Origin of the sequence: Bradyrhizobium icense (genome assembly GCF_001693385.1) — a bacterium.
Lineage (GTDB): Bacteria > Pseudomonadota > Alphaproteobacteria > Rhizobiales > Xanthobacteraceae > Bradyrhizobium > Bradyrhizobium icense.
Window position 1 is genome coordinate 6,431,070 of the sequence record NZ_CP016428.1, and the last position, 19,865, is coordinate 6,450,934.

The following is a 19,865-nucleotide window of genomic DNA, read 5'->3' on the forward strand; positions in this document are numbered from 1 at the left end:
CGCCCTACCTTTCCGTTCCGTCGAATGCGCCGGGGCGCTCCAGGATAGAGTAACCCCGCCGCCAGTTCTCGACCGCGATCTGGATCGAGCGCGCGAACATCAGCACGAAGCCGAGCAGCACGGCGTAGTAGACGAAGCCTTTTTGAAACTTGATCGTGGTCATCCGCTCGTCGCCGATGATCTGGATGAATTGCCAGACCAGCTTGATCGCATAGCCGAAGAACGCGATCCGGATCAGGTCGATGACGGTGGAAAGTACGCGCGCCGGGGCATGCGGCAGATAGCGGAACACGAGATCGACCTGGATGTGCCGCGACAGCCGCACGCACATCGCCGAGCCGATGAAGACCACGGCGATCAGGCAGTAGGTCGCGATCTCCTCGGTCCAGGCGTAGCTGTCGTTGAGCACATAGCGGGTGAAGAACTGCAGGAAGACGGAGAGCGCCATGATCCAGAAGATCGCGAGCGCGAGCCAGTCCTCGGCGGCGTATTGGCCGAGATCGGCGCCCTTGGGGACCTCGTCCTCAAAGGTATGAGCAATCTCGTCCGCCGTGATCTGCTTGTGCACTTCAACCGTCGACATGCGCCCTCCCCGAACTGGCGTATTCGAGGCCTCCTCCGTGCCTGCCGCCGAAAGTCGCGGCAAGCACGGACGAAGGCCTGGCCGTTTACTTCACCGCCTGGATGCGATCCCAGTCGGACTTGCGGTAGTCGAAGGTCTCGAACTTCGTGGTCTTGATCACGGTGTCGCGGAACTCGGCCTTGTTGACCTCGGTGACCGTCAGCCCCTTCTGCTTGAAGAAGTCGACCAGCTTGGCCTCGTTGGTCTTGATCTCGGCCGTAGCCTTTGCCGCCGCTTCCTGGGCGACGTCGGTGAAGATCTTGCGGTCTTCTTCCGAGAGTTTCTTCCAGAGCGCGCCGGCGACGACGGTGTTGAGGTGATCGACGATGTGGCCGGTCAGCACGATGTGCTTCTGCACCTCGTAGAACTTCTTGGCTTCGATCGTGGTGAGCGGATTTTCCTGCGCTTCGACCGTGCCGTTCTGCAGGGCGAGGTAGACTTCGGCAAAGGCGATCGGCGCGGTGTTGGCGCCGCAGGCGCGCGGCATCGCAAGATACGCCGGCACGTCAGGCACGCGCATCTTGAGGCCCTTCATGTCGGCGCAAGCCTTGATCGGCTTGTTCGAAGAGGTGTGGCGCACGCCGTAATAGGTCACCGCCACGATGTGGTGGCCGCTCTTGTCTTCGTAGCCCTTGGCAAGCTCCTTGAAGACGTCGCTCTTGGTGTAAGCCAGGAGATGATCGGCATCGCGGAAGGTGTAGGGATAATAGGTCACGCCGATCGGCGGAAAGCTCTTGGCCGCAAAGCTCGAGCCCGAGATGATGATGTCGACCGAGCCGAGCGAAAGTCCCTGGTTGATGTCGGTTTCCTTGCCGAGCTGCGAGGCCGGATAGACGTCGATCTGGTAGCGGCCGTTGGTGCGCTTGTTGATCTCGCCCGCGGCCCAGACGGAAGCGGTGTGGAACGGCTCCGAGGTTTCGTAGACGTGAGCCCATTTCAGCTTGGTCTGCGCCACGCCCGAGGTGGTCGCGGCCAACAGCGCAGCAGCAGACGCCGCGAATGCAATCGTCAATTTCTTCAACACGTGAATTTCCTCCGTCGTTACAATTTGCTTTTGTTACCCAACCGGCCCGACGTTTCGCCGAACCGTTCGAATTCTCGTTGTTCAGCCGCTGCTTGCGCGGATGCGCGAGGTGGACGAAGCTTCCGCTCCGAAATTTTGCGCAAAGCGGGCCTGCGAACGCGCCAGGTGCTCGCGCATCGTCATGCGGGCGGCGTCCGGATCATGCGCGGCAATGGCATCGCGGATCGCGCGATGCTCGGCCAGCGCTGCATTCCAGGATTCCGGATTCTCGAAATAATGCGCGAGCTTGGCGAAGTAGGGATTGAGCCGCTGGTCGAACAGCTCGCCGACCACGCGGACCAGCACGGCGTTGTCGAGACATCCGGCCACCGCGATATGAAACGCGCGGTCATGGATCATCGAGGCTTCGCCTGGATGCTGCACGGTGGCCATCGCTTCCAGCGAAGCGTCGATGCGTGCGATGTCTTCGGCTATCGCCACCCGCGCGGCCTGTTCGGCGATGGCACCTTCGAGGAATTCGCGCGCGCGCAAGAGTTCGAACGGACCTTCGATCTCGGCCAACGCCGGCAGGGGTGGCGCAAGCGCCGGCGGCTCGCTGACATATATTCCGGATCCCACGCGAATCCGAACCCTGCCCTCGACTTCCAGAGCAATCAGAGCCTCGCGCACCGTCGGTCGTGACACCTTCAATTGTTCGGCAAGATCGCGCTCGGTCGGAAGCCGGCTGCCGACAGCGTATTCGCCGCTGTCGATCAACGCCCGGAGCTGATCGGCAACCTGGCGGTAAAGGCGTCGTGCTTCCACGGCTTCGAGCGGCACGCTCGGCTCTCCCTGACGATCCCTAAGTGAATCGATTTTTCTTGCTTTGGTCGGAGTAAGGCCAATAAATCTGGATAATTGGCCTTACCAATTGACCAAAGACTGATGGATTGAGCCTCTCATGTCAAGCGACATGCCAAAAAACCAGGATTCCGGTCCGAAAGGCGCCGATTTCCGCCTCTCGAATGCAAACCTTCACCGGCTTCCGGGCCAAATCCGCGGCCCCAGGTATGACCGCTCGCTCATCTCGCCGGGCATCGTTCATCTCGGAATTGGCGCGTTCCACCGGGCCCATCAGGCGGTGGTGATCGACGACCTCCTGGCAGGCGGCGCGATGGATTGGGGAATTGTCGGGGCCAGCTTGCGCAGCCCGGCGACGCGCGATGCCCTCGTCCCGCAGGACGGCCTTTACACGCTGGCCGTCCGCTCCGGCGCGGGCACCGATCACCGCATCATCGGCTCGGTTCTCGCCACCGACGTCGCCAGCGAAAAGCCCGGCCAGTTGATTGCGCGCCTGGCCAACCCGGCCACGCGTATCGTCTCGCTGACCGTCACCGAGAAGGGCTATTGCCATACGCCGCAGACCGGCGATCTGGACGAGCATCATCCCGACATCGTTCATGACCTGCAGAATCCGGGCACGCCGCGCTCGGCCATTGGATTCCTGGTGGCCGCGCTCGCGCGCAGGCGGATCGCAAGCGCACCCCCCTTTACCGTTCTCTCCTGCGACAATCTCTCCGCCAACGGCCAAACGGTCGGGCACATCGTGACGCAGTTTGCCGCTCTGCGATCGCGCAATCTCGCCAAATGGATTGAAGCCGAGGTGACCTTCCCTTCGACCATGGTGGACCGGATCGTGCCGGAGACCACGGACCTCGACCGGGCGGAGATTTCTTCAGCGCTCGGCATGATCGACGCATGGCCCATCATCACAGAACCGTTCACGCAATGGATCGTTGAAGATCGCTTTCCGGCCGGACGGCCGGACTTTGCGGCTGCGGGCGTGCAACTGGTTTCGGATGTAACGCCGTTCGAACATATGAAGCTGCGGCTGCTCAACGCCAGCCACTCGGCGCTCGCCTATCTCGGATATCTCGCGGGCTTTGAGACCATCGCCGCCACCATGGCCGACCAACGCTTTGTGGCGTTTGCCCGACAGGTGATGCAGGACGCGGCGCCGACGCTGGCGATGCCTGCGGGCACCGATCTGGCGGCCTATAGCGCATCGCTGCTGCAGCGCTTCTCCAATCCCGCCCTGCACCATCGCACCTGGCAGATCGCGATGGACGGATCGCAAAAATTGCCGCAACGGCTGCTCGCCACCATGCAGGACCGGCTGCGGCTGGCGCTGCCGATCGATACCCACGCGCTCGCGGTGGCCGGCTGGATGCGTTACGTCACCGGCACCGACGAGCGAGGCCGCGCCATCGACGTGCGCGATCCCCTTGCGGGAGAATTGGCTGATATCGCCGGGCGCGCCGGCCCGGTCGCAGAGCGGCTTGCTCCCGCGCTGCTGGAGGTCAGCTCCATCTTCGGCACGCTCGGAACCGATCCTCGCATGCGCAGCGCCGTCACCGAGGCGCTCGCAAAACTCTACGCGCTGGGTGCGCGTCAGGCGGTGCAGACCTTTCAGGCAGCATGATCGGAAGGTCAGAACCACCTGTTCGCAACGCCACACCGCGACCGCCGTTCATTTCGGGAATTCAGCAGGCTACGAAGGAGACAACAAGGTCCTGGTGAGTTGGTGATGGGGATCGGCGAGCCCGTCGATGACGTCAAAATGATGCCGGCCGGGTTCTTCGATCGTGCGGGTTTTCGCGCCGAGCCCGGTCCAGATATTGGCGACGAGCGCGTTCTGACGGACGAATTCCGGGCGCTCCGCGCTGCCCACCCAGCACGTCACGCGCGCATCCTGCATCGGCTCCAGCAAAGCGGGGCTTTCCACGAGCGCCTCCGCCGCGTCGATCCGGAGGTCCGCATTCATCGCGGCCTTCATCAGCGGACGAAGGTCATGAACGCCGGAAATGGAGACCGTGTGGCTGATGCGCGCCCTGATATCGTCCGGGAGCGGCGATGTCGCCGAGATCATGCGCGTGACCAGATGCCCGCCGGCGGAATGCCCGGTTAGAAAGAGCGGGCCTTCGACCATCGCGGCTGCGCGCTCGATGGCCGCGCCAATTTCGCGCGTGATCTCGGAGATGCGCACGGCCGGGCACAGCGTGTAGGAGGGCATCGCCACCGCATAGCCGCCTTCAACCGATCCGCGCGCGAGATGAGACCAAAAGCTCTTGTCGAGCGCCTTCCAGAATCCGCCATGGACGAAGACGACCAGACCCTTTGGCCGGCCCTCCGGGCTAAAGAAATCGAAGCGGTTTCGTGCCCGCTCGCCATAGCGGACGTCGAGCGTAGCGCGGCCGCTGGCCTGAAGTGCATCGCGATAGGCCTGCGCGGGCTGCACCCACGCCGCCGGCCAGCGTTCGCCGCCCGGAATGTTGGGGCCATTCGCATAGGCGTCGTTCCAGTCGGAAATCTGATGAAAAATCACGCGGTTCGGTTTCCATTCGATCTTGTGGGCCGGACGGATGTCCAATCGATATCCGCTGGCAACAAGTCTATATCGGGAAGCGCGCTTCTCGCCTATAAATTTTAAGCTTGAAATAATCGCAGTCCGCGCGAATAATTCCGCCGGGGCGCGGACCAGGGAAGAACATGACCGATTTCACGCGAACGAAATCCCGCTTCGCCATCCCGGACGGCGTGGTCTATCTGGACGGCAATTCGCTCGGTCCCTTGCCCGTTGCAGCCGCCGATCGCGTCGGCCGCATGATATCGGAGGAATGGGGCAAGCACCTCATCAAGGGCTGGAACGTCGCCGGGTGGATGACGCAGCCGCGCCGTATCGGTGACCGCATCGGCCGGTTGATCGGCGCTGCCGCAGGGACGGTGGTGGTGGGCGATACGCTGTCCATCAAGGTCTACCAGGCGCTGGCCTCGGCGCTCGAGCTCAATCCGTCGCGGCGCATGATCTTGTCGGACACCGGCAACTTTCCGTCCGATCTCTACATCGCCAGCGGCCTGCTTGGATCGCTCGACCGCGGCTACGAATTGAAGGTCGTGGCCCCCGAAGACGTCGAAGCGGCAATCAGCGAGACGATCGCGGTGCTGATGCTGACCGAGGTCGACTATCGCACCGGCCGGCTGCATGACATGAGCGCGCTGACGCGCAAGGCGCATGCCGCCGGCGCGTTGACGGTCTGGGATCTGGCGCATTCCGCAGGCGCGATCCCGGTCGACCTGGCAGGCGCCGAAGCCGATTTCGCAGTCGGCTGCACCTACAAATATCTCAATGCCGGCCCGGGCGCGCCGGCCTTCATCTATGTGGCGCCGAAGTACGCCGATACGGCGCGGCCGGCGCTTTCCGGATGGATGGGTCATCACGCGCCGTTTGCCTTTGACCTCGACTATCGGGCCGGGCCGGGCATTGAGCGAATGCGGGTCGGTACGCCGCCGATCATTGCGATGGCCGCGCTCGACGCCGCTCTCGACATCTGGGACGACATCAGCATGACCGACGTGCGCCACGCATCGATCGCGCTCGCCGATCTGTTCATCCGCGAAGTCGAACGACGTTGTCCCGAACTGACGCTGGCTTCGCCACGGGACGGAAAGCGGCGCGGCAGCCAGGTTTCGTTTCGTCACCCCGATGGCTACGCGATCATGCAGGCGCTGATCGCGCGCAACGTGATCGGCGACTTCCGCGCGCCGGACATGATGCGCTTCGGCTTTACGCCGCTCTACATCGGAGAAGCCGAGGTCCTCGCGGCAGTCGATGTCATCGCCGACGTCTTGAACAATCGCCGCTGGGATACTGCGGACTACCGCAAAAAGGCGCTCGTGACATGACTGGCAAACCCGACGACTCCTCGCGTGAGGGCACCCAGATGTCGTTCGAAGGGCGCATGTCCTACAGCGATTATCTGCATCTGGAACGCGTGCTGGACGCGCAAGAGCCGCTCTCGGACGCGCATGACGAACTGCTGTTCATCATCCAGCACCAAACCTCCGAACTCTGGATGAAGCTCGCCATCCACGAAATCCATTCCGCCATCAAGGCGATCCGCCACGACCAGTTGCATCCTGCCTTCAAGATGCTGTCGCGCGTCGCCCGGATCTTCGAGCAGCTCAACACTGCCTGGGACGTGTTGCGAACGATGACGCCCAGCGAATACACCGAGTTTCGCGATCAGCTCGGGCAGTCCTCAGGTTTCCAGTCCTACCAGTACCGCGCGATCGAGTTCCTGGCCGGCAATCGCAATTTGGCACTGCTTGGCCCGCACGCCCACCGCGCCGACATCATGGCAAAGCTCGAGGAAATTCTCGCTGAGCCGGGCCTCTATGACGAGGCGTTGCGGCTGCTAGCGCGCAATGGTTTTGATATCGGCGAAGATGCACGCCGAACCGACTGGCGCGTCAAGCGATCGCCAAACGACGAGGTTCTGGAGGCTTGGAAAACCATCTATGCGTCGCCGGCGAAACACTGGATGCTCTACGAGCTTGCGGAGAAGCTGGTCGATTTCGAAGACTATTTCCGCCGCTGGCGCTTCAATCACGTCACGACAGTCGAGCGCATCATCGGCCTGAAGCGCGGAACCGGTGGCACGTCGGGCGTTTCCTACTTGCGCAAGATGCTCGAGGTCGAGCTTTTTCCGGAACTCTGGAGGCTGAGAACAGAGCTTTAGGATAACGCACGACAAGCGGGCTTCAGCGCGGCACCACCGCCGTCGCTTCGATTTCGACGCGGGCTTCCTTCTCGACCAGACGCACAACTTGCACCAGCGCCATAGCCGGATAATGCGCGCCGAAGATCTCGCGATAGACGCGGCCAAGCTCCTTCAGGCTCGCGAGATATTCCTCGATGTCGACGACATACCAGGTCAGGCGCACCAGATGCTCAGGTCTGGCGCCGCCCTCGGCGAGAATCTCGGAAATGTTGGAGAGCGTCTGGCGGACCTGCGCGACGAAGTCCGGCACCAGATGCCCCTGAGTGTCCCAGCCGATCACGCCGCCGGTTACCACAAGCCGGCCATCGGCCGCCATGCCATTGGCGTATCCTTTCGGCATCGGCCAGCCGCTCGGCTGCAGCACTTGCGGGCCCGGCGGTGAGGTGTCGGTCGTGGGATGAGGCACCACGCTCAGCGTGGGACCTTTGGGGGCGGTCACCGGCTTTTCTCCATCAGGTTAGAAATTATTCCGCGGCAACGCTCGGCGGCGCGCTTGTGCCCGCAGCCATCTGCCTCAGCGCAAAGCGCCTCAGCTTGCCGGTTTCGGTCTTCGGCAGTTGCGCTACATATTCGATCGCGCGCGGATATTTATAGGGCGCAATCGTCTGCTTGACGTGATCCTGCAAGGCCTGCGTCAGCGCAGCGTCGGCAGCAGCGCCGCCTGCCAGAACCACGTAGGCCTTGACGATCATGCCGCGCGCCTCATCTGGCGCACCGACCACGCCGCATTCGGCGACGGCCGGATGCGACAGCAGCGCCGCTTCGACCTCGGGGCCTGCGATGTTGTAGCCGGAGGAGACGATCATGTCGTCCGAGCGGGCGACAAAGGACAGTCGGCCGGTCGCGTCGCGGACAAAGGTATCGCCGGTCAGGTTCCAGCCGTCGCGCACGTAGTTCGACTGCCTCGCGTCGGCGAGATAGCGGCACCCGGTCGGCCCGCGCACCGCGAGCTTGCCGATGGTGCCTGCTGGCAACTCATTCATGTCGTCGTCGACGATCCTTGCCTCGTAGCCTGTCACCGGATGTCCCGTCGTGCCCGCCTCCGCATCGCCGACGCGGTTGGTGATGAAGATGTGCAGCAATTCCGTGGAGCCGATGCCGTCGAGAATGGTCCTGCCGGTCTTGCGGGTCCAGCTCTCGAACACCGGCGCCGGCAGGGTTTCGCCGGCGGAGACCGCGATCCGCAACGATGACAGATCGGCGCCGTTGTCCATCGCCGCCATCATCGCGCGATACGCGGTCGGCGAGGTAAAGCAGATCGTCGCCTTGTAGGTCTCGATGATCTTGACCATCTCGGGCGGCGATGCGTTTTCCAATAGCGTGGCGGTCGCGCCGAAGCGCAGCGGGAAGATCGCGAGTCCGCCGAGCCCGAACGTAAAGGCCAGCGGCGGCGAACCGACAAAAACATCATCTTCGGTGATGTTGAGGACTTCCTTCGCGTAGCCGTCCGCAATGATCATGAGGTCGCGATGGAAGTGCATCGTCGCCTTGGGCTCACCTGTCGTGCCCGAGGTAAATCCCAGCAAGGCGACGTCGTCGCGTCCCGTCCTCACCGCGTCGAATCGGACCGGCTTGTTTAACGCCACCCTGTCGAGCTCGGCATCGTGGTTCGACGTGCCGTCGAAATTCACTACCTGCTTGAGGAAGCGGCTGGTCTTCGCGCACGCGACCAGTTCATCGGCGATGCGGCTGTCGGTCAACGCCAGCGCGATCTCCGCCTTGTCGACGATCTTGCCGAGTTCGCCCGCGCGCAGCATCGGCATGGTGTTGACCACGACGGCGCCTGCCTTCGTGGCCGCCAGCCACGCCGCGACCAGCGCCGGGTTATTGCCGGAGCGGATCAGGACGCGGTTGCCGGGCTTGACGCCGTAATTCTCCACCAGCGCGTGCGCGAGGCGGTTGGACCAGTCGGCCAATTCCTTGTAGGTGCGCTGGCGGCCATTGCCGATCAGCGCGATCCGATCGCCCCAGCCTTTTTCGACGATCCGGTCGGTCAGTTCGACGGCGGCATTTAGATATTCCGGATACTGAAACTCGGGACGGTCGAGCAGCAAATCCGGCCATTGCTCGACCGGCGGAAGATTTCGCCGCGCAAAATCGTCAACGTGGCCGGACGGGCCAAAAGACCGACCAACTGTCCGGCTGGGAGTTTGACCTGACATTTCCGTCTCTCCTCGCTTTCAACAATGAAAGGCTCGAGATTAACATCGAGGACGCCCGGCAACGCCGTCTCGCAAATCATTTTATGCTTAAAACATTTTTTCGCAAGGGTGGAATCACGCTTCCCACCATATAGGGAGGAGCCGGACAGCAGTCGCCCGGCTCCCTTGGTGCTGCGGGAACTCGTCCCTGCCTTAGGCGACTGCCCGGTAATTCGGCGCCGCGGCGAGGAAGCGGCCGTAGGCGGCGGCATCGGGAGGGGTGAATTTCTCCACCAGCGGATTGCGCCGGCGTCCGGATACGCCGATGTCGGCCAGCAATTCGTCGAAATGCTTGAAATGATAGGGCGCGACGCACAGCCCGCCATAGACGCCGGCTGCCGGCCGCTCGACGCGCTTGAAATGCAGCATCATCTCGATGTTGTCCCGCATCTCCTTGGGCGTCGGCTGACGGGCGAGCTGGCCATCTGCATAACGCACCAGCCAGTTCGCGGCGAGGTCTGCGCACAATACCGTGCAGAAGCTCGAGTTGAAGCCGACGAATCCCATATCCGGCAGATCCGGGTTGGCGATCAGCCGATAGAGCCGATACTGCCCGTCGGCATCGACCAGCTTGTCGCGGTAGGCCTGCGGCAGGAACGGCACGCCCAGCTTGTAGCCGATCGCCAGCACGGCCACGTCAGCCTGCATGCGCTGTCCACCGGTCATCACGATCGAATTGCCGTCGTAATGGTCGAAGCTGCCGCGGATGGCCTTGATGCGCTTGTCGGCGACCATCGGAAAGAATCCGGGCGTGGCGATTGGCAGCGAACAATTGGCGCCGTCCTCGATTCTCCCGTTCGGCACCATGTCGCATTTGCCGAGCTTGAGCTGTACTTTCAGCAGGCTCTCCAGCCCGCGCCAGTTGGCCCAGATGAGCGGCTTTGCCACCCCATGCGCAAACCGCGACATCGCGCCGATACCCCAGCTCCGGAACATCTCCTCCTGCGCGCGGATGTAGAGAATGCGTTTGAAATTGACCAAGCCGCCGATGAAATAGGGAATCCGCCACACCGGCTCGCGGTACACCAGCGTCACTTCCGCCGCCCCGGAATTGACCGCATTGACCGCAATGTCGGTCGCCGACTTCGAACCGCCGAGCACGACGATCCTGCGACCCTTGGCGATCACCGGGTCGTTGTACTGCGAGGAGTGCAGGATGCTTCCTCCCTGCGCCCTGAAGGCGTCTTCGCCGGGCAGGCTGAGCGTCTGCGGTTCGTTGAACTGCCCGGTGCATACCGCAACAAAGTCGAAGTCTTCCTGACCGGCGGTGCCATCCGGCCCGCGGAGATCGATCCGCCAGCCGGGCGCAGAATCCGGACGGCGATCCATCTGCACCACAGCCGTCCTGAAGCGGATCGCGCCGAGCAGATTGTTATCCTTTGCGTACTCGGTGAGATAGGCGTGGACCTGCGGACCCTTCGGCCATTCCGGGTACGAATCCGGCATCGCCTTGTCGGTGTAACGATAGAGATCCTTCGGGCTCTGCGTTTGCACTTCGGGATAGGACCGCGCCGGCTCCCATACCCCGCCAAGGTCGCCGCTGCGCTCGATGATCGTGATCTGATGCCCGCGCGCTGCAAAGGCCTTTGCGGCGGCAAGTCCGGATACGCCTGCGCCAATGACGCAGACTTTCTTTCGGCTGACCATGACGACGTCTCCAGCGAGATGAGTTCAGGAAGTTATTCGTTGGCCTCGGGCGGCAAAAAGTTCACTTCATGCTGCGCCGAGATCCGGACCACCTCTTCGGGGTCGGTCAGATTGTGAAGCTGGTCGAACAGCGCTTCGAGCTTCTGCATCGGCGACACCCAGAACAGCGCGCGGGCCGGCTTGTCTGATTTGTTGAAGTAGCCATGCGGGATGCCGCGCGGCATCCGAACCAGGTCGCCCGCCTTGGCCTGCACCCAGACGCCGTCGAGCTTGAGATCGAGAACGCCTTCCTGCACGAGGATAAATTCATCCTGCGTCGGGTGAACGTGCACCGGCACGAATTGTCCGGGCTCGCTGTTGGTCTCGAAGGCAAAGGTTGAATCGGTCACAGCCTTGGGGAAGTAGACCTGACCGAGAATATTCCAGGTCTTGCCGCCATAACCGGTGCCGTTCCTGGTGATGCCCTTTTCGAGTGCTGCCATATCGCCCTCCTCTGTCGCAGTTGATGCGGTTGCGATGTCCGCAAATAGTTCGCGCAGGCTGGATCGAGCCGAAGCCGCCGTCTAGCCGGAAAACGAATCCCGCTGGGTTCGCGAAAGATTTCACATTGCTGCGGCGCGGAATGATCGGGCGCAGTCATTCCGGGCTCGCGCTACGCACGCCCCGGAATAACGGTAACCGCGACTTTTGGCCGTTGCTCCTGCCTTCCGATCAGGCACAAGCGGCTACCAAATCGCCTTCCCAATCCGCGCGCCGGAAGATATTATAGGCTTCAAATAATGCGGAGGACCGGGCCGTGGCGACGGGCACCAGCATTGTCCGGCATGATCCCGCCGCCAGGCTAGCGGCGTTCAGCCGCGTTGCGACCGACAGCGTCGATGACGCCGCCGACGCGATTGGACGCATATTCTGCCCGCATGAGCTAAAGCCCGCCCGCACTTCAACCGAATTTTTCGCGCTGCACAACAGCGCGGTCTTTGGCGGATTGTCCGTGAACTACGTCGCCTACGGCGGATCGGTATCAATCGACCCCGGCTGCCTCGAACGTTTCTTCCTGTTGCAAATTCCCGTGCACGGTTCAGCGCGGATCCAAACCGCCTCGCGCGACATCGCAACCGCTCCCGGCGCCAGCGCCTCGCTGTTGTCGCCGACGATCCCGACGCGAATGACCTGGCAGGGCAATTGCGCCCAGATCATTCTGCTGGTCGACCGTCGTCTGCTGGAACAACGGGCAGCGGCGCTGTCAGGACGGCCGACAGGCGCGGTCGAGTTCGAGCCCGCGGTCGATCTCTCCTCCGCAGCCGGCCGGGCGCTTCAGTCGCAGATTTTGGAGTTCGTCGATTTCGCCGAGCACCTCGGACCGCGAAGGCCGCTTTCGCCAATGGCCGCGGCCAACATGCGCGAGACGTTGTTGGGTGCTTTGCTCCACGGCCAGCATCACAGCGCCAGCGAAGCCATCGAGCGATTTGGCGGCCGGGCCGAAGCGCTGCCGCAATCGTTGCGGCGGGCGCGCGAGTTCCTGTACGCACATGCGGACGAGCCGCTCGATCTCGTGCAGCTTGCCGCGGCTGCAGGCACGGGTATCCGCGCGCTGCAGCTCGGCTTCCGACGGCATTTCGGTACGTCGATCTCCGAGATGCTGCGCGACATTCGGCTCGCGCATCTCAATATCAGACTGGCCGCCGCCTCCCCCGATGAAAGCATCACCGATATCGCCTTCGAGCTTGGGTTTACCCACCTCAGCCGAATGGCAAGCGCCTATCGCGCCAAGTTCGGCGAGACGCCGTCTGCGACCCGGCGCGGGATGAACTAGCGCCCGGCGAGCTGCTTCAACCGCAGCGTCATCGGCGAATTGGGATCGGCCAGCGGCGCGATGACGGTAAAATGGTTGGCGTCGGGAATCGTCGCAAATCGCGTCGCGATGCCGGCGGCGCCCCAGGCGTCGACAATGGTGCGGCTTTGCCGGAGATACTCGGCGCTTTCATTGCCGCCGACCACCGCGTCCAGCGCGCCGCGCATCGGCAATTTCCAGAACAAGGGGCTCACCCCCTTCGCAGAGGCATCGTCGAGCTTCAAGGCCGTGTTGATGGATGTCTCGACCAGCGGACGAAGGTCAAACAGGCCTGAAATAGCGTAGGCGGCGGTTACAAGATTCTCCGGCAGCGAGGCATCGAATGCGCGCCAGTCGGTCGCCAGCATGCAGGCCGCGAGATGGCCGCCCGCCGAATGTCCGCTGACCACGAGCGGCCGTCCGAGCTTTGCCAGTTCCCGCGCCGCCGTCCGCATTTCGCCGATGATTTCGCCGACGGAAACCGCGGGACACAGATCGTAGCTCGGCAGGGCGACATCAACGCCATGGGCATTCAATCCCGCAGCCAAGTGGCTGAACGACGAACCATCGAGCGCCTGCCAGTAGCCGCCATGAATGAAGACGACGATCGGACCCGTGCCATCGCCGGCAAACAGATCGATCCGGTTGCGTTCGCCCGGACCGTAAGCAATCGCCTTGAGACGCTCGCGATGCGCCTCGCGATAGGCCGCCGCATCGCGCGACCAGCCGGCCATGATCGCCGGGTGTTCCGGCACCCGCGCGCGATTATTGTATTCGGCCTCGTAGTCCACATCCGCCCTCAACGGATCACCCTTCCCGTGCCGCCCCGCGCCTTCGCGGATTTCTGTGCCGAAGCCTTGGTCTTGGCCAAGAGGCGCATCAGCTCGCGGACGTCCTTCGGCGTCAGGTCTCCAAAAATATCGGCGATCCATAATTCGTGCTCCGCCGCCATCTTGCGGAATTCGGTGCGGCCCGCCTTGGTCAGGCGGATCACCTGCACGCGGCGGTCGACCTCCGAGGTGCGGCGATCGAGATGCCCGGATTCGACCAGGCGCTCGACCAGGCCAGTGACGTTGCCGTTCGAAACCATCATCCGCTTGGAAACATCGGACAGCGTCATGCCCTCCGGCACCTTGTCGAGCTGAGCCATCAAGTCGAACCGCGGCAGCGTGACGTCGAAGCGCTCGCGCAAGCGGCTGCGCACCTCGCCCTCGATCAGGGTCGTGCAGGTCAGGAGGCGAAGCCACAGCCTGAGTTCGTCGCCATGATGCTCCGGGAGCTCGACGGCCTTGGTCTCTGAATCGAGAGTCATGATGTAAATCTTGTCCGGCTTCGGCGTTCGTAGATCCGAACAGACCGCAGCTCGGGATCATTGTCCAGATTTCTTTAAGTTTCAAGCAATTGGCGCATGGCTTGCATGGATCTGTTGTGCTTGCAGGTGCAGTCATCGTCAGAATAAGCTGCATAGTCGAGCAATTGGTGTGGCGTGGACGCCGGCCGCACAGCGGCCGAACGGAGAACAATCATGAAGCAGTCGCTGAAGCTGACTGGACTTGTCGTCGTGCTGGGTATTGCCGCGGGGCCGGCCATGGCGCAGGAGAAGATCAAGATCGGCGTCATCACGACCTTGTCCGGTCCGGCGGCCGTACTCGGCCAGCAATCCCGCGATGGCTTCCAGCTCGCGGTCAAGGAGCTTGGCGGCAAGATGGCCGGCAAGGACGTCGAGGTCGTCGTCGTCGACGACGAACTCAAGCCGGATGGCGCCGTGACCAAGGCCAAGGGCCTGCTCGAGCGCGAGAAGGTCGACTTCGTGGTCGGACCGATCTTCTCCAACATCCTGCAAGCCATTCACCGGCCGGTCACCGGGAACAAGACATTCCTGATCAGCCCGAATGCAGGGCCTTCGAGCTATGCCGGCAAGGAGTGCAGCCCGTTCTTCTATGTGACCTCCTACCAGAACGACCAGGTTTTCGAAGTTCTCGGCAAGGTCGCGCAGGATCGTGGCTACAAGCGCCTCTACGTGCTGGTGCCGAACTATCAGGCGGGCAAGGATTCGGCGGCCGGTTTCAAGCTCGACTACAAGGGCGAGATCGTCGAGGAGAGCTATACCCCGCTCGGCACGCTGGACTTCCAGGTCGAACTGACCAAGATCGCCAACTCCAAGCCGGATGCGCTGTTCACCTTCATGCCCGGCGGCATGGGCGTCGGCCTCGTCAAGCAGTACCGGCAGGCCGGCCTTGCCGAGAAGATTCCGGTGCTGTCGGCGTTCACGGTCGACGAATCGACTCTGCCGGCGCAGCAGGATGCCGCCGTCGGCATGTTCGGCGGCGCCAACTGGGCGCCCAACATGGACAATCCCCAAAACAGGAAATTCGTCGCCGCCTACGAGGCCGCCTATAACAGCGTGCCCGGCACCTATGCCATGCAAGGCTATGATACGGCCATGCTGATCGACAGCGCGGTGAAGGCGGTGAAGGGCGATCTGAAGAACAAGGAGGCCGTGTCGGCCGCGCTGAAGAAGGCCGAGTTCACTTCGCTGCGCGGCGACTTCAAGTTCAACGTCAACGGCTATCCGATCCAGAATTTCTATCTGACCAAGGTGGCGAAACGGCCCGACGGCAAGTTCCAGACCGAGATCGTCGAGAAGGTGTTTTCGAACTACGGCGACCGCTACGCCAAGGACTGCGTGGCCAAATAACAGGAGAGGGAGCGATACCATGAAGACTGAAATCGCCGGCATCACCCGCGCCAACGAGGGCATCCAGGGAATCTCCTGGAGCATCCTCGGCCAGACCTACGTGCCGAAGAACGTCACCGAGCATTCCTTCTCCTGGCATGCGACGTTGCCGCCCGAGACCTTCGTGCCGCCGCACATCCATCCCGATCAGGACGAGTATCTCTACATCCTGGAAGGCCAGCTCGACTTCTTGCTCGACAGCGCCGAGATGCAGGCCTCCCCCGGCGATCTGGTGCGGCTGCCGATGGGCAAGCCGCACGGTATCTTCAACAAGTCGGGCCGCACCGCGAAGACGCTATTCTGGGTGTCGCCGACGCGGCGGCTCTACGACCTGTTCTGGGCGATCCACAACATGAAAGAGCAGAAGCCGGACGCGGTGGTGGCGCTGGCGGCCGAGCACAACATCCACTTCCTGCCGCCGCCTCCGGGGGCTTGAGTTACGCCCGCACCGCCGCGAGCCCAACCTGCGGCGGGGCGAAGCCGGCCTTGGACGCATAGCCGCGCACGATGGCCTCGCGCTGGGCGTGGCTCAGCACTTTTTCGATGTCGGTAAAGCCGTCCGGCGCCAGTTGCTCGACGGCGTCGATCACGCCCTCGGGACCGCCGCGGCGGTTCGCGCGCACGATCTCCGCCGTCATCGGCAGGCGCTTCTTCTCATAGGCGACCAGCGCCTGGCGCGGATGCTCAGCGCGCGCCAGTTCATCAGCGAGCGCCCGCGCGTCAAGGATTGCCTGCGAGGCTCCATTCGATCCGACTGGATACATCGGATGCGCGGCGTCGCCGAGCAGCGTGACGCGTCCCCAGGTCCAGTACGGCAGCGGATCGCGGTCGCAGCACGGATATTCGTAGAATTCCGGAGTCGCCGAAATCAGGCTGCGCACGTCGACATACGGCACCTTGAACCGCTCGACATGCGGCATCAGCTCCTCGCGCTTACCCGGCCGCGACCAGTCCTCGCGGCGCGGCGGCGGCGAATTGCCGTCGCCGATCTTCACCAGCACCGCCCAGTTGGTCAGCCGGCTTGATGGACTCGAGCCTTCCGCAATCGGATACACCACGACCTTGGCATTCAGCCCGCCGGCCACGATCATCGAGCGGCCGGTCAGGAATGCTGGCCAGTCGCGCGCGCCGCGCCACAGCATTAGGCCGTTCCAGCACGGCGGCCCCTCGTCGGGAAACAACATCTCGCGCACGCGCGAATGAATGCCGTCGGCGCCGACCAAAATATCGCCGCGCGCGGTTTTGACATGGGCGCCGGTGCGGTCGAAGAAGTGCGCGACCACGCCGCCCTCGTGCTGCGCGAAGGCGCCGAGACGGCAACCGGTGTGGATCGCCTCGGCCCCGAGCCGTTCCTCGACGGCACGATGGATGACGCTTTGCAGGCGGCCGCGATGGACCGAAAATTGCGGCACGTCATGTCCGGCATCGAGGCCGCGCGGCTCACGCCAGACTTCCTGGCCGTGGCGGCTCAGATAGTATAATTGATCGGTGCGAACAGCGGCAGCATCGAGCCGGTCCAACAGGCCGAGGCCAGTCAATTCCCTGATCGCATGCGGCAGCGTGTTGATGCCGACGCCAAGCTCGCGGATCGCATCGGACTGCTCGAACAATTCGCAATCGATGCCGCGGGCGCGCAGCATCAGCGCGGTGGTAAGGCCTCCGATGCCGCCTCCGACGATGATCGCTTTCATGCGCGTAACTCCACTCTATTCTTCGACCTCTCCCCCGCTGGCGCGGGGCGAGGGGGCGATAGAGCCTGCCATCCGGCCTATTCGGCCGCAAGCGGCTTTGTCGCCTCGGCTTTCAGCTCGGCCCGGGTTTTCGGTTTAGCCTTAACCTTGAGGTCCTCGAAATCCTGCCGGTCACGCACGCTGTTGCGGAAAATTTGTTCCTTGCCGGGCAGATATTGCGGCGGACAGGCAATGTCCGCGCCATACCAGGCCGCCGCCCGCATCGTGAAGGACGGATCGACCAGATGCGGCCGGGCGAGCGCGACGAGATCGGCGCGGCCGGCGGCCAAAATCGTGTTGACCTGATCCGCGGTCGTGATGTTCCCGACGCACATGGTCGCCACCCGGGCTTCGTTGCGGACCTGATCGGAGAACGGCGTCTGGAACATGCGGCCGTAAATAGGCTGTGCGTCGCGCACGGTCTGGCCCGTGGAAACGTCGACCAGATCGACGCCGGCTTCGCCGAACGCGCGCGCGACTGCGACCGCGTCATCGCCGGTGATGCCGCCGGCTGCCCAGTCGGTCGCGGAGATGCGCACCGACATCGGCTTGCGCGCCGGCCACGCCGCGCGCATCGCCTCGAACACTTCGAGCGGATAGCGCAGCCGGTTGGCGAGCGTGCCGCCATACTCGTCGGTGCGCTGGTTGGTCAACGGCGAGATGAAACTCGCCAGCAGATAGCCGTGGGCGCAGTGCATCTCCAGCATGTCGAAGCCGCAGGCCACGCCGCGCAAGGTGGCCGCCACGAACTCGGCCTTGACGCGGTCCATCGCGGCGCGATCCATTTCGCGCGGCACCTGGCTGTCGGGGAAGTAGGGCAACGGCGACGCGGAAATCGTATCCCAGCCGCCCGCCTCCAGCGGCCGGTCCATGCCTTCCCACATCAATTTGGTCGCGCCCTTGCGGCCGGCGTGACCGAGCTGCACGCAAATCTTGGCGGCCGAATTGGCGTGGACGAAATCGACGATGCGCGTCCAGGCGGCCTGCTGCTCGTCGTTCCACAGACCGGTGCAGCCGGGCGTGATGCGGGCGTCGCGGCCGACGCAGGTCATCTCCGTGAAAATAAGTCCCGCGCCGCCGATCGCGCGCGAGCCATAATGCACCAGATGGAAATCGCCGGGCACGCCCTCCTTCGCCGAGTACATGCACATCGGCGACACCACCGCGCGGTTCCTCACTTCCATCTCGCGCAGCCTGAGCGGCTGGAACATCGGCGCCGCTGGCTTGTCGAGGTCGACATCGAACCCTTTGGCGCGGACCTGCTTGGCAAACGCCTTGTCGACCTCGCGGACGAATTCCGGCGCGCGCAGCGTGAGGTTATCGTAGGTGATGGCCTTGGCGCGGGTCATGACGCCGAAGGCGAACTGCACGGGATCGAAATCCCAGAAGCGGTCGACGTGCTCGAACCAGACCAGCGACACGTCGGCGGCATGCTGGGTCTTCTCGACCTCCTCGCGCCGTCCCTGCTCGTAGGTCTGCAACGCGGCGTCGACGGTCGGCGCCTGCGCCATGGCGTCGGCGAGCGCAATCGCGTCTTCCATCGCAAGCTTGGTGCCCGAGCCGATCGAGAAATGCGCGGTCGCCTTGGCGTCGCCGAGCAGCACCATGTTATCCTTGATCCAGCGCTGGCTGCGGATCATCGGGAAATTGCGCCACATCGAGCGGTTGATCAGCAGCGGATGGCCGTCGAGGAACCAGTCGAAGATTTCGGCCATGCGATCGGCGGATTGCTGTTCGTTCAGGCCTTCGAGGCCCGCACGCTGGAAGGTCTCGGCATCGGTCTCGAAAATCCAGGTCGAGCGCCCGGCTTCATACTGATAGGCGTGCGCGATGAACGGGCCCCACTCGGTCTCCTGGAAGATGAAGGTGAAGGCGTCGAGCGGCCGGGTCGAACCCATCCAGGCGAACTTGTTGGAGCGCAGGTCGATCTGCGGCTGGAAATGCCCGATGTACTTGTCGCGGAAGCGGCTGTTGATGCCGTCGGCGAGCACGATGAGATCGGCATCGGCGAAGCGGGCTTCGTCATCGATGTCGGTTTCGAACAGCAACGTCACGCCGAGTTCGCGGGCGCGCTCCTGCAGGATCAACAGCAGCGTGCGGCGCGAGCAGCCGCAAAAGCCGTTGCCGCCGACGCGGTGGACGGTGCCGCGGAAATGCACGGCGATGTCGTCCCAATAGGCGAATTCCTGGGTGATGCGGCGATAGCTCGGCGGATCGTACTTCTCGAAATTGTCCAGCGTGGCGTCGGAGAAGACGACGCCGAAGCCGAACGTGTCGTCGGCTCGGTTGCGCTCATAGACCGTGATCTCAGCCTGCGGCCGCTGTTTCTTCAAGAGGATCGCGGCATAGAGACCGGCCGGTCCGCCGCCGATTATCGCGATCTTCATCTACCGCCTCCGAAACGGGCTGTCGGGTTAGTCGGAAATTACTTTAAGCCTAAAATAATTTCGGGGCAAGTGGTCCCTTCGTAGCC

Annotated in this window: 18 protein-coding genes; 6 read left to right on the forward strand and 12 right to left on the reverse strand. The window is 63.2% G+C overall.

The features are described from left to right. Positions 1 to 4: 4 nt before the first annotated feature. The 3 genes from LMTR13_RS29915 to LMTR13_RS29925 all read right to left on the reverse strand — a co-directional run bounded on the left by LMTR13_RS29915 (position 5) and on the right by LMTR13_RS29925 (position 2,465). Positions 5 to 583, reverse strand: coding sequence for a TRAP transporter small permease (locus tag LMTR13_RS29915; RefSeq protein ID WP_065730906.1), 579 nt, complete (start codon positions 581 to 583; stop codon positions 5 to 7). Between the two features lie 85 nt (positions 584 to 668). Beyond that, entirely contained in the window at positions 669 to 1,646 is a 978-nt protein-coding gene (locus LMTR13_RS29920; RefSeq protein ID WP_065730907.1) for a sialic acid TRAP transporter substrate-binding protein SiaP, read from the reverse strand. Between the two features lie 81 nt (positions 1,647 to 1,727). Beyond that, complete coding sequence (locus LMTR13_RS29925; RefSeq protein ID WP_065730908.1) at positions 1,728 to 2,465, reverse strand: FadR/GntR family transcriptional regulator; 738 nt, start codon at positions 2,463 to 2,465, stop codon at positions 1,728 to 1,730. Between the two features lie 121 nt (positions 2,466 to 2,586). On the opposite strand from LMTR13_RS29925, the gene LMTR13_RS29930 reads away from it, so the two are divergent. Continuing rightward, positions 2,587 to 4,107: a mannitol dehydrogenase family protein gene (locus LMTR13_RS29930; RefSeq protein WP_083219280.1), complete on the forward strand. Its 1,521-nt coding sequence runs from the start codon at positions 2,587 to 2,589 to the stop codon at positions 4,105 to 4,107. 69 nt (positions 4,108 to 4,176) lie between these two features. Here the strand turns inward: LMTR13_RS29930 and LMTR13_RS29935 are convergent, their stop codons facing one another. Continuing rightward, positions 4,177 to 5,049: an alpha/beta hydrolase gene (locus LMTR13_RS29935; RefSeq protein WP_418219816.1), complete on the reverse strand. Its 873-nt coding sequence runs from the start codon at positions 5,047 to 5,049 to the stop codon at positions 4,177 to 4,179. Between the two features lie 125 nt (positions 5,050 to 5,174). Here LMTR13_RS29935 and kynU point away from each other — a divergent pair, with 125 nt between their 5' ends. Together kynU and kynA are read left to right on the forward strand one after the other, a co-directional pair. Continuing rightward, positions 5,175 to 6,368 (forward strand): kynureninase, encoded by a 1,194-nt coding sequence (kynU, locus tag LMTR13_RS29940; protein ID WP_065730909.1) that lies wholly within the window; start codon positions 5,175 to 5,177, stop codon positions 6,366 to 6,368. Continuing rightward, positions 6,365 to 7,204: a tryptophan 2,3-dioxygenase gene (kynA, locus tag LMTR13_RS29945; protein ID WP_065730910.1), complete on the forward strand. Its 840-nt coding sequence runs from the start codon at positions 6,365 to 6,367 to the stop codon at positions 7,202 to 7,204. Before kynU ends, kynA begins: the two co-directional genes overlap by 4 nt. Positions 7,205 to 7,226: 22 nt before the next feature. Here kynA and LMTR13_RS29950 read toward each other — a convergent pair whose 3' ends face one another. From LMTR13_RS29950 to LMTR13_RS29965, 4 genes are all read right to left on the reverse strand, one after another. Continuing rightward, positions 7,227 to 7,685 (reverse strand): RidA family protein, encoded by a 459-nt coding sequence (locus LMTR13_RS29950; RefSeq protein ID WP_065730911.1) that lies wholly within the window; start codon positions 7,683 to 7,685, stop codon positions 7,227 to 7,229. Positions 7,686 to 7,710: 25 nt separating this feature from the next. After that, positions 7,711 to 9,408: a benzoate-CoA ligase family protein gene (locus LMTR13_RS29955; protein WP_065730912.1), complete on the reverse strand. Its 1,698-nt coding sequence runs from the start codon at positions 9,406 to 9,408 to the stop codon at positions 7,711 to 7,713. A 192-nt stretch (positions 9,409 to 9,600) separates the two neighbouring features. Next, complete coding sequence (locus tag LMTR13_RS29960) at positions 9,601 to 11,094, reverse strand: flavin-containing monooxygenase (RefSeq protein ID WP_065730913.1); 1,494 nt, start codon at positions 11,092 to 11,094, stop codon at positions 9,601 to 9,603. 32 nt (positions 11,095 to 11,126) lie between these two features. Continuing rightward, positions 11,127 to 11,576 carry a cupin domain-containing protein gene (locus LMTR13_RS29965; protein ID WP_065730914.1) on the reverse strand — a complete coding sequence of 150 codons (450 nt, stop codon included), beginning with the start codon at positions 11,574 to 11,576 and terminating at the stop codon, positions 11,127 to 11,129. Between the two features lie 314 nt (positions 11,577 to 11,890). Here LMTR13_RS29965 and LMTR13_RS29970 point away from each other — a divergent pair, with 314 nt between their 5' ends. Further along, positions 11,891 to 12,907, forward strand: a complete 1,017-nt coding sequence (locus tag LMTR13_RS29970; RefSeq protein ID WP_065730915.1) for an AraC family transcriptional regulator — start codon at positions 11,891 to 11,893, stop codon at positions 12,905 to 12,907. On the opposite strand, the gene LMTR13_RS29975 is transcribed toward LMTR13_RS29970, so the two are convergent. Both LMTR13_RS29975 and LMTR13_RS29980 read right to left on the reverse strand, forming a co-directional pair. Continuing rightward, positions 12,904 to 13,716, reverse strand: a complete 813-nt coding sequence (locus tag LMTR13_RS29975; RefSeq protein ID WP_197521198.1) for an alpha/beta hydrolase — start codon at positions 13,714 to 13,716, stop codon at positions 12,904 to 12,906. The two genes, LMTR13_RS29970 and LMTR13_RS29975, sit on opposite strands and share 4 nt — an antisense overlap. Before the next feature lie 8 nt (positions 13,717 to 13,724). Beyond that, positions 13,725 to 14,237, reverse strand: a complete 513-nt coding sequence (locus tag LMTR13_RS29980) for a MarR family winged helix-turn-helix transcriptional regulator (protein ID WP_065730916.1) — start codon at positions 14,235 to 14,237, stop codon at positions 13,725 to 13,727. A gap of 213 nt (positions 14,238 to 14,450) precedes the next feature. Here LMTR13_RS29980 and LMTR13_RS29985 point away from each other — a divergent pair, with 213 nt between their 5' ends. Further along, the gene (locus tag LMTR13_RS29985) at positions 14,451 to 15,623 is read left to right on the forward strand and encodes an ABC transporter substrate-binding protein (protein ID WP_065733083.1); all 1,173 of its coding nucleotides are present in this window, start codon (positions 14,451 to 14,453) and stop codon (positions 15,621 to 15,623) included. Between the two features lie 19 nt (positions 15,624 to 15,642). Further along, positions 15,643 to 16,098: a cupin domain-containing protein gene (locus LMTR13_RS29990; protein WP_065730917.1), complete on the forward strand. Its 456-nt coding sequence runs from the start codon at positions 15,643 to 15,645 to the stop codon at positions 16,096 to 16,098. A 1-nt stretch (position 16,099) separates the two neighbouring features. Here the strand turns inward: LMTR13_RS29990 and LMTR13_RS29995 are convergent, their stop codons facing one another. Then, on the reverse strand, positions 16,100 to 17,353 hold the full coding sequence (locus LMTR13_RS29995; protein ID WP_065730918.1) for a flavin-dependent oxidoreductase: 1,254 nt from the start codon (positions 17,351 to 17,353) through the stop codon (positions 16,100 to 16,102). A 77-nt stretch (positions 17,354 to 17,430) separates the two neighbouring features. Further along, the gene (locus tag LMTR13_RS30000) at positions 17,431 to 19,779 is read right to left on the reverse strand and encodes a bifunctional salicylyl-CoA 5-hydroxylase/oxidoreductase (protein WP_065730919.1); all 2,349 of its coding nucleotides are present in this window, start codon (positions 19,777 to 19,779) and stop codon (positions 17,431 to 17,433) included. Between the last annotated feature and the right edge of the window lie 86 nt (positions 19,780 to 19,865).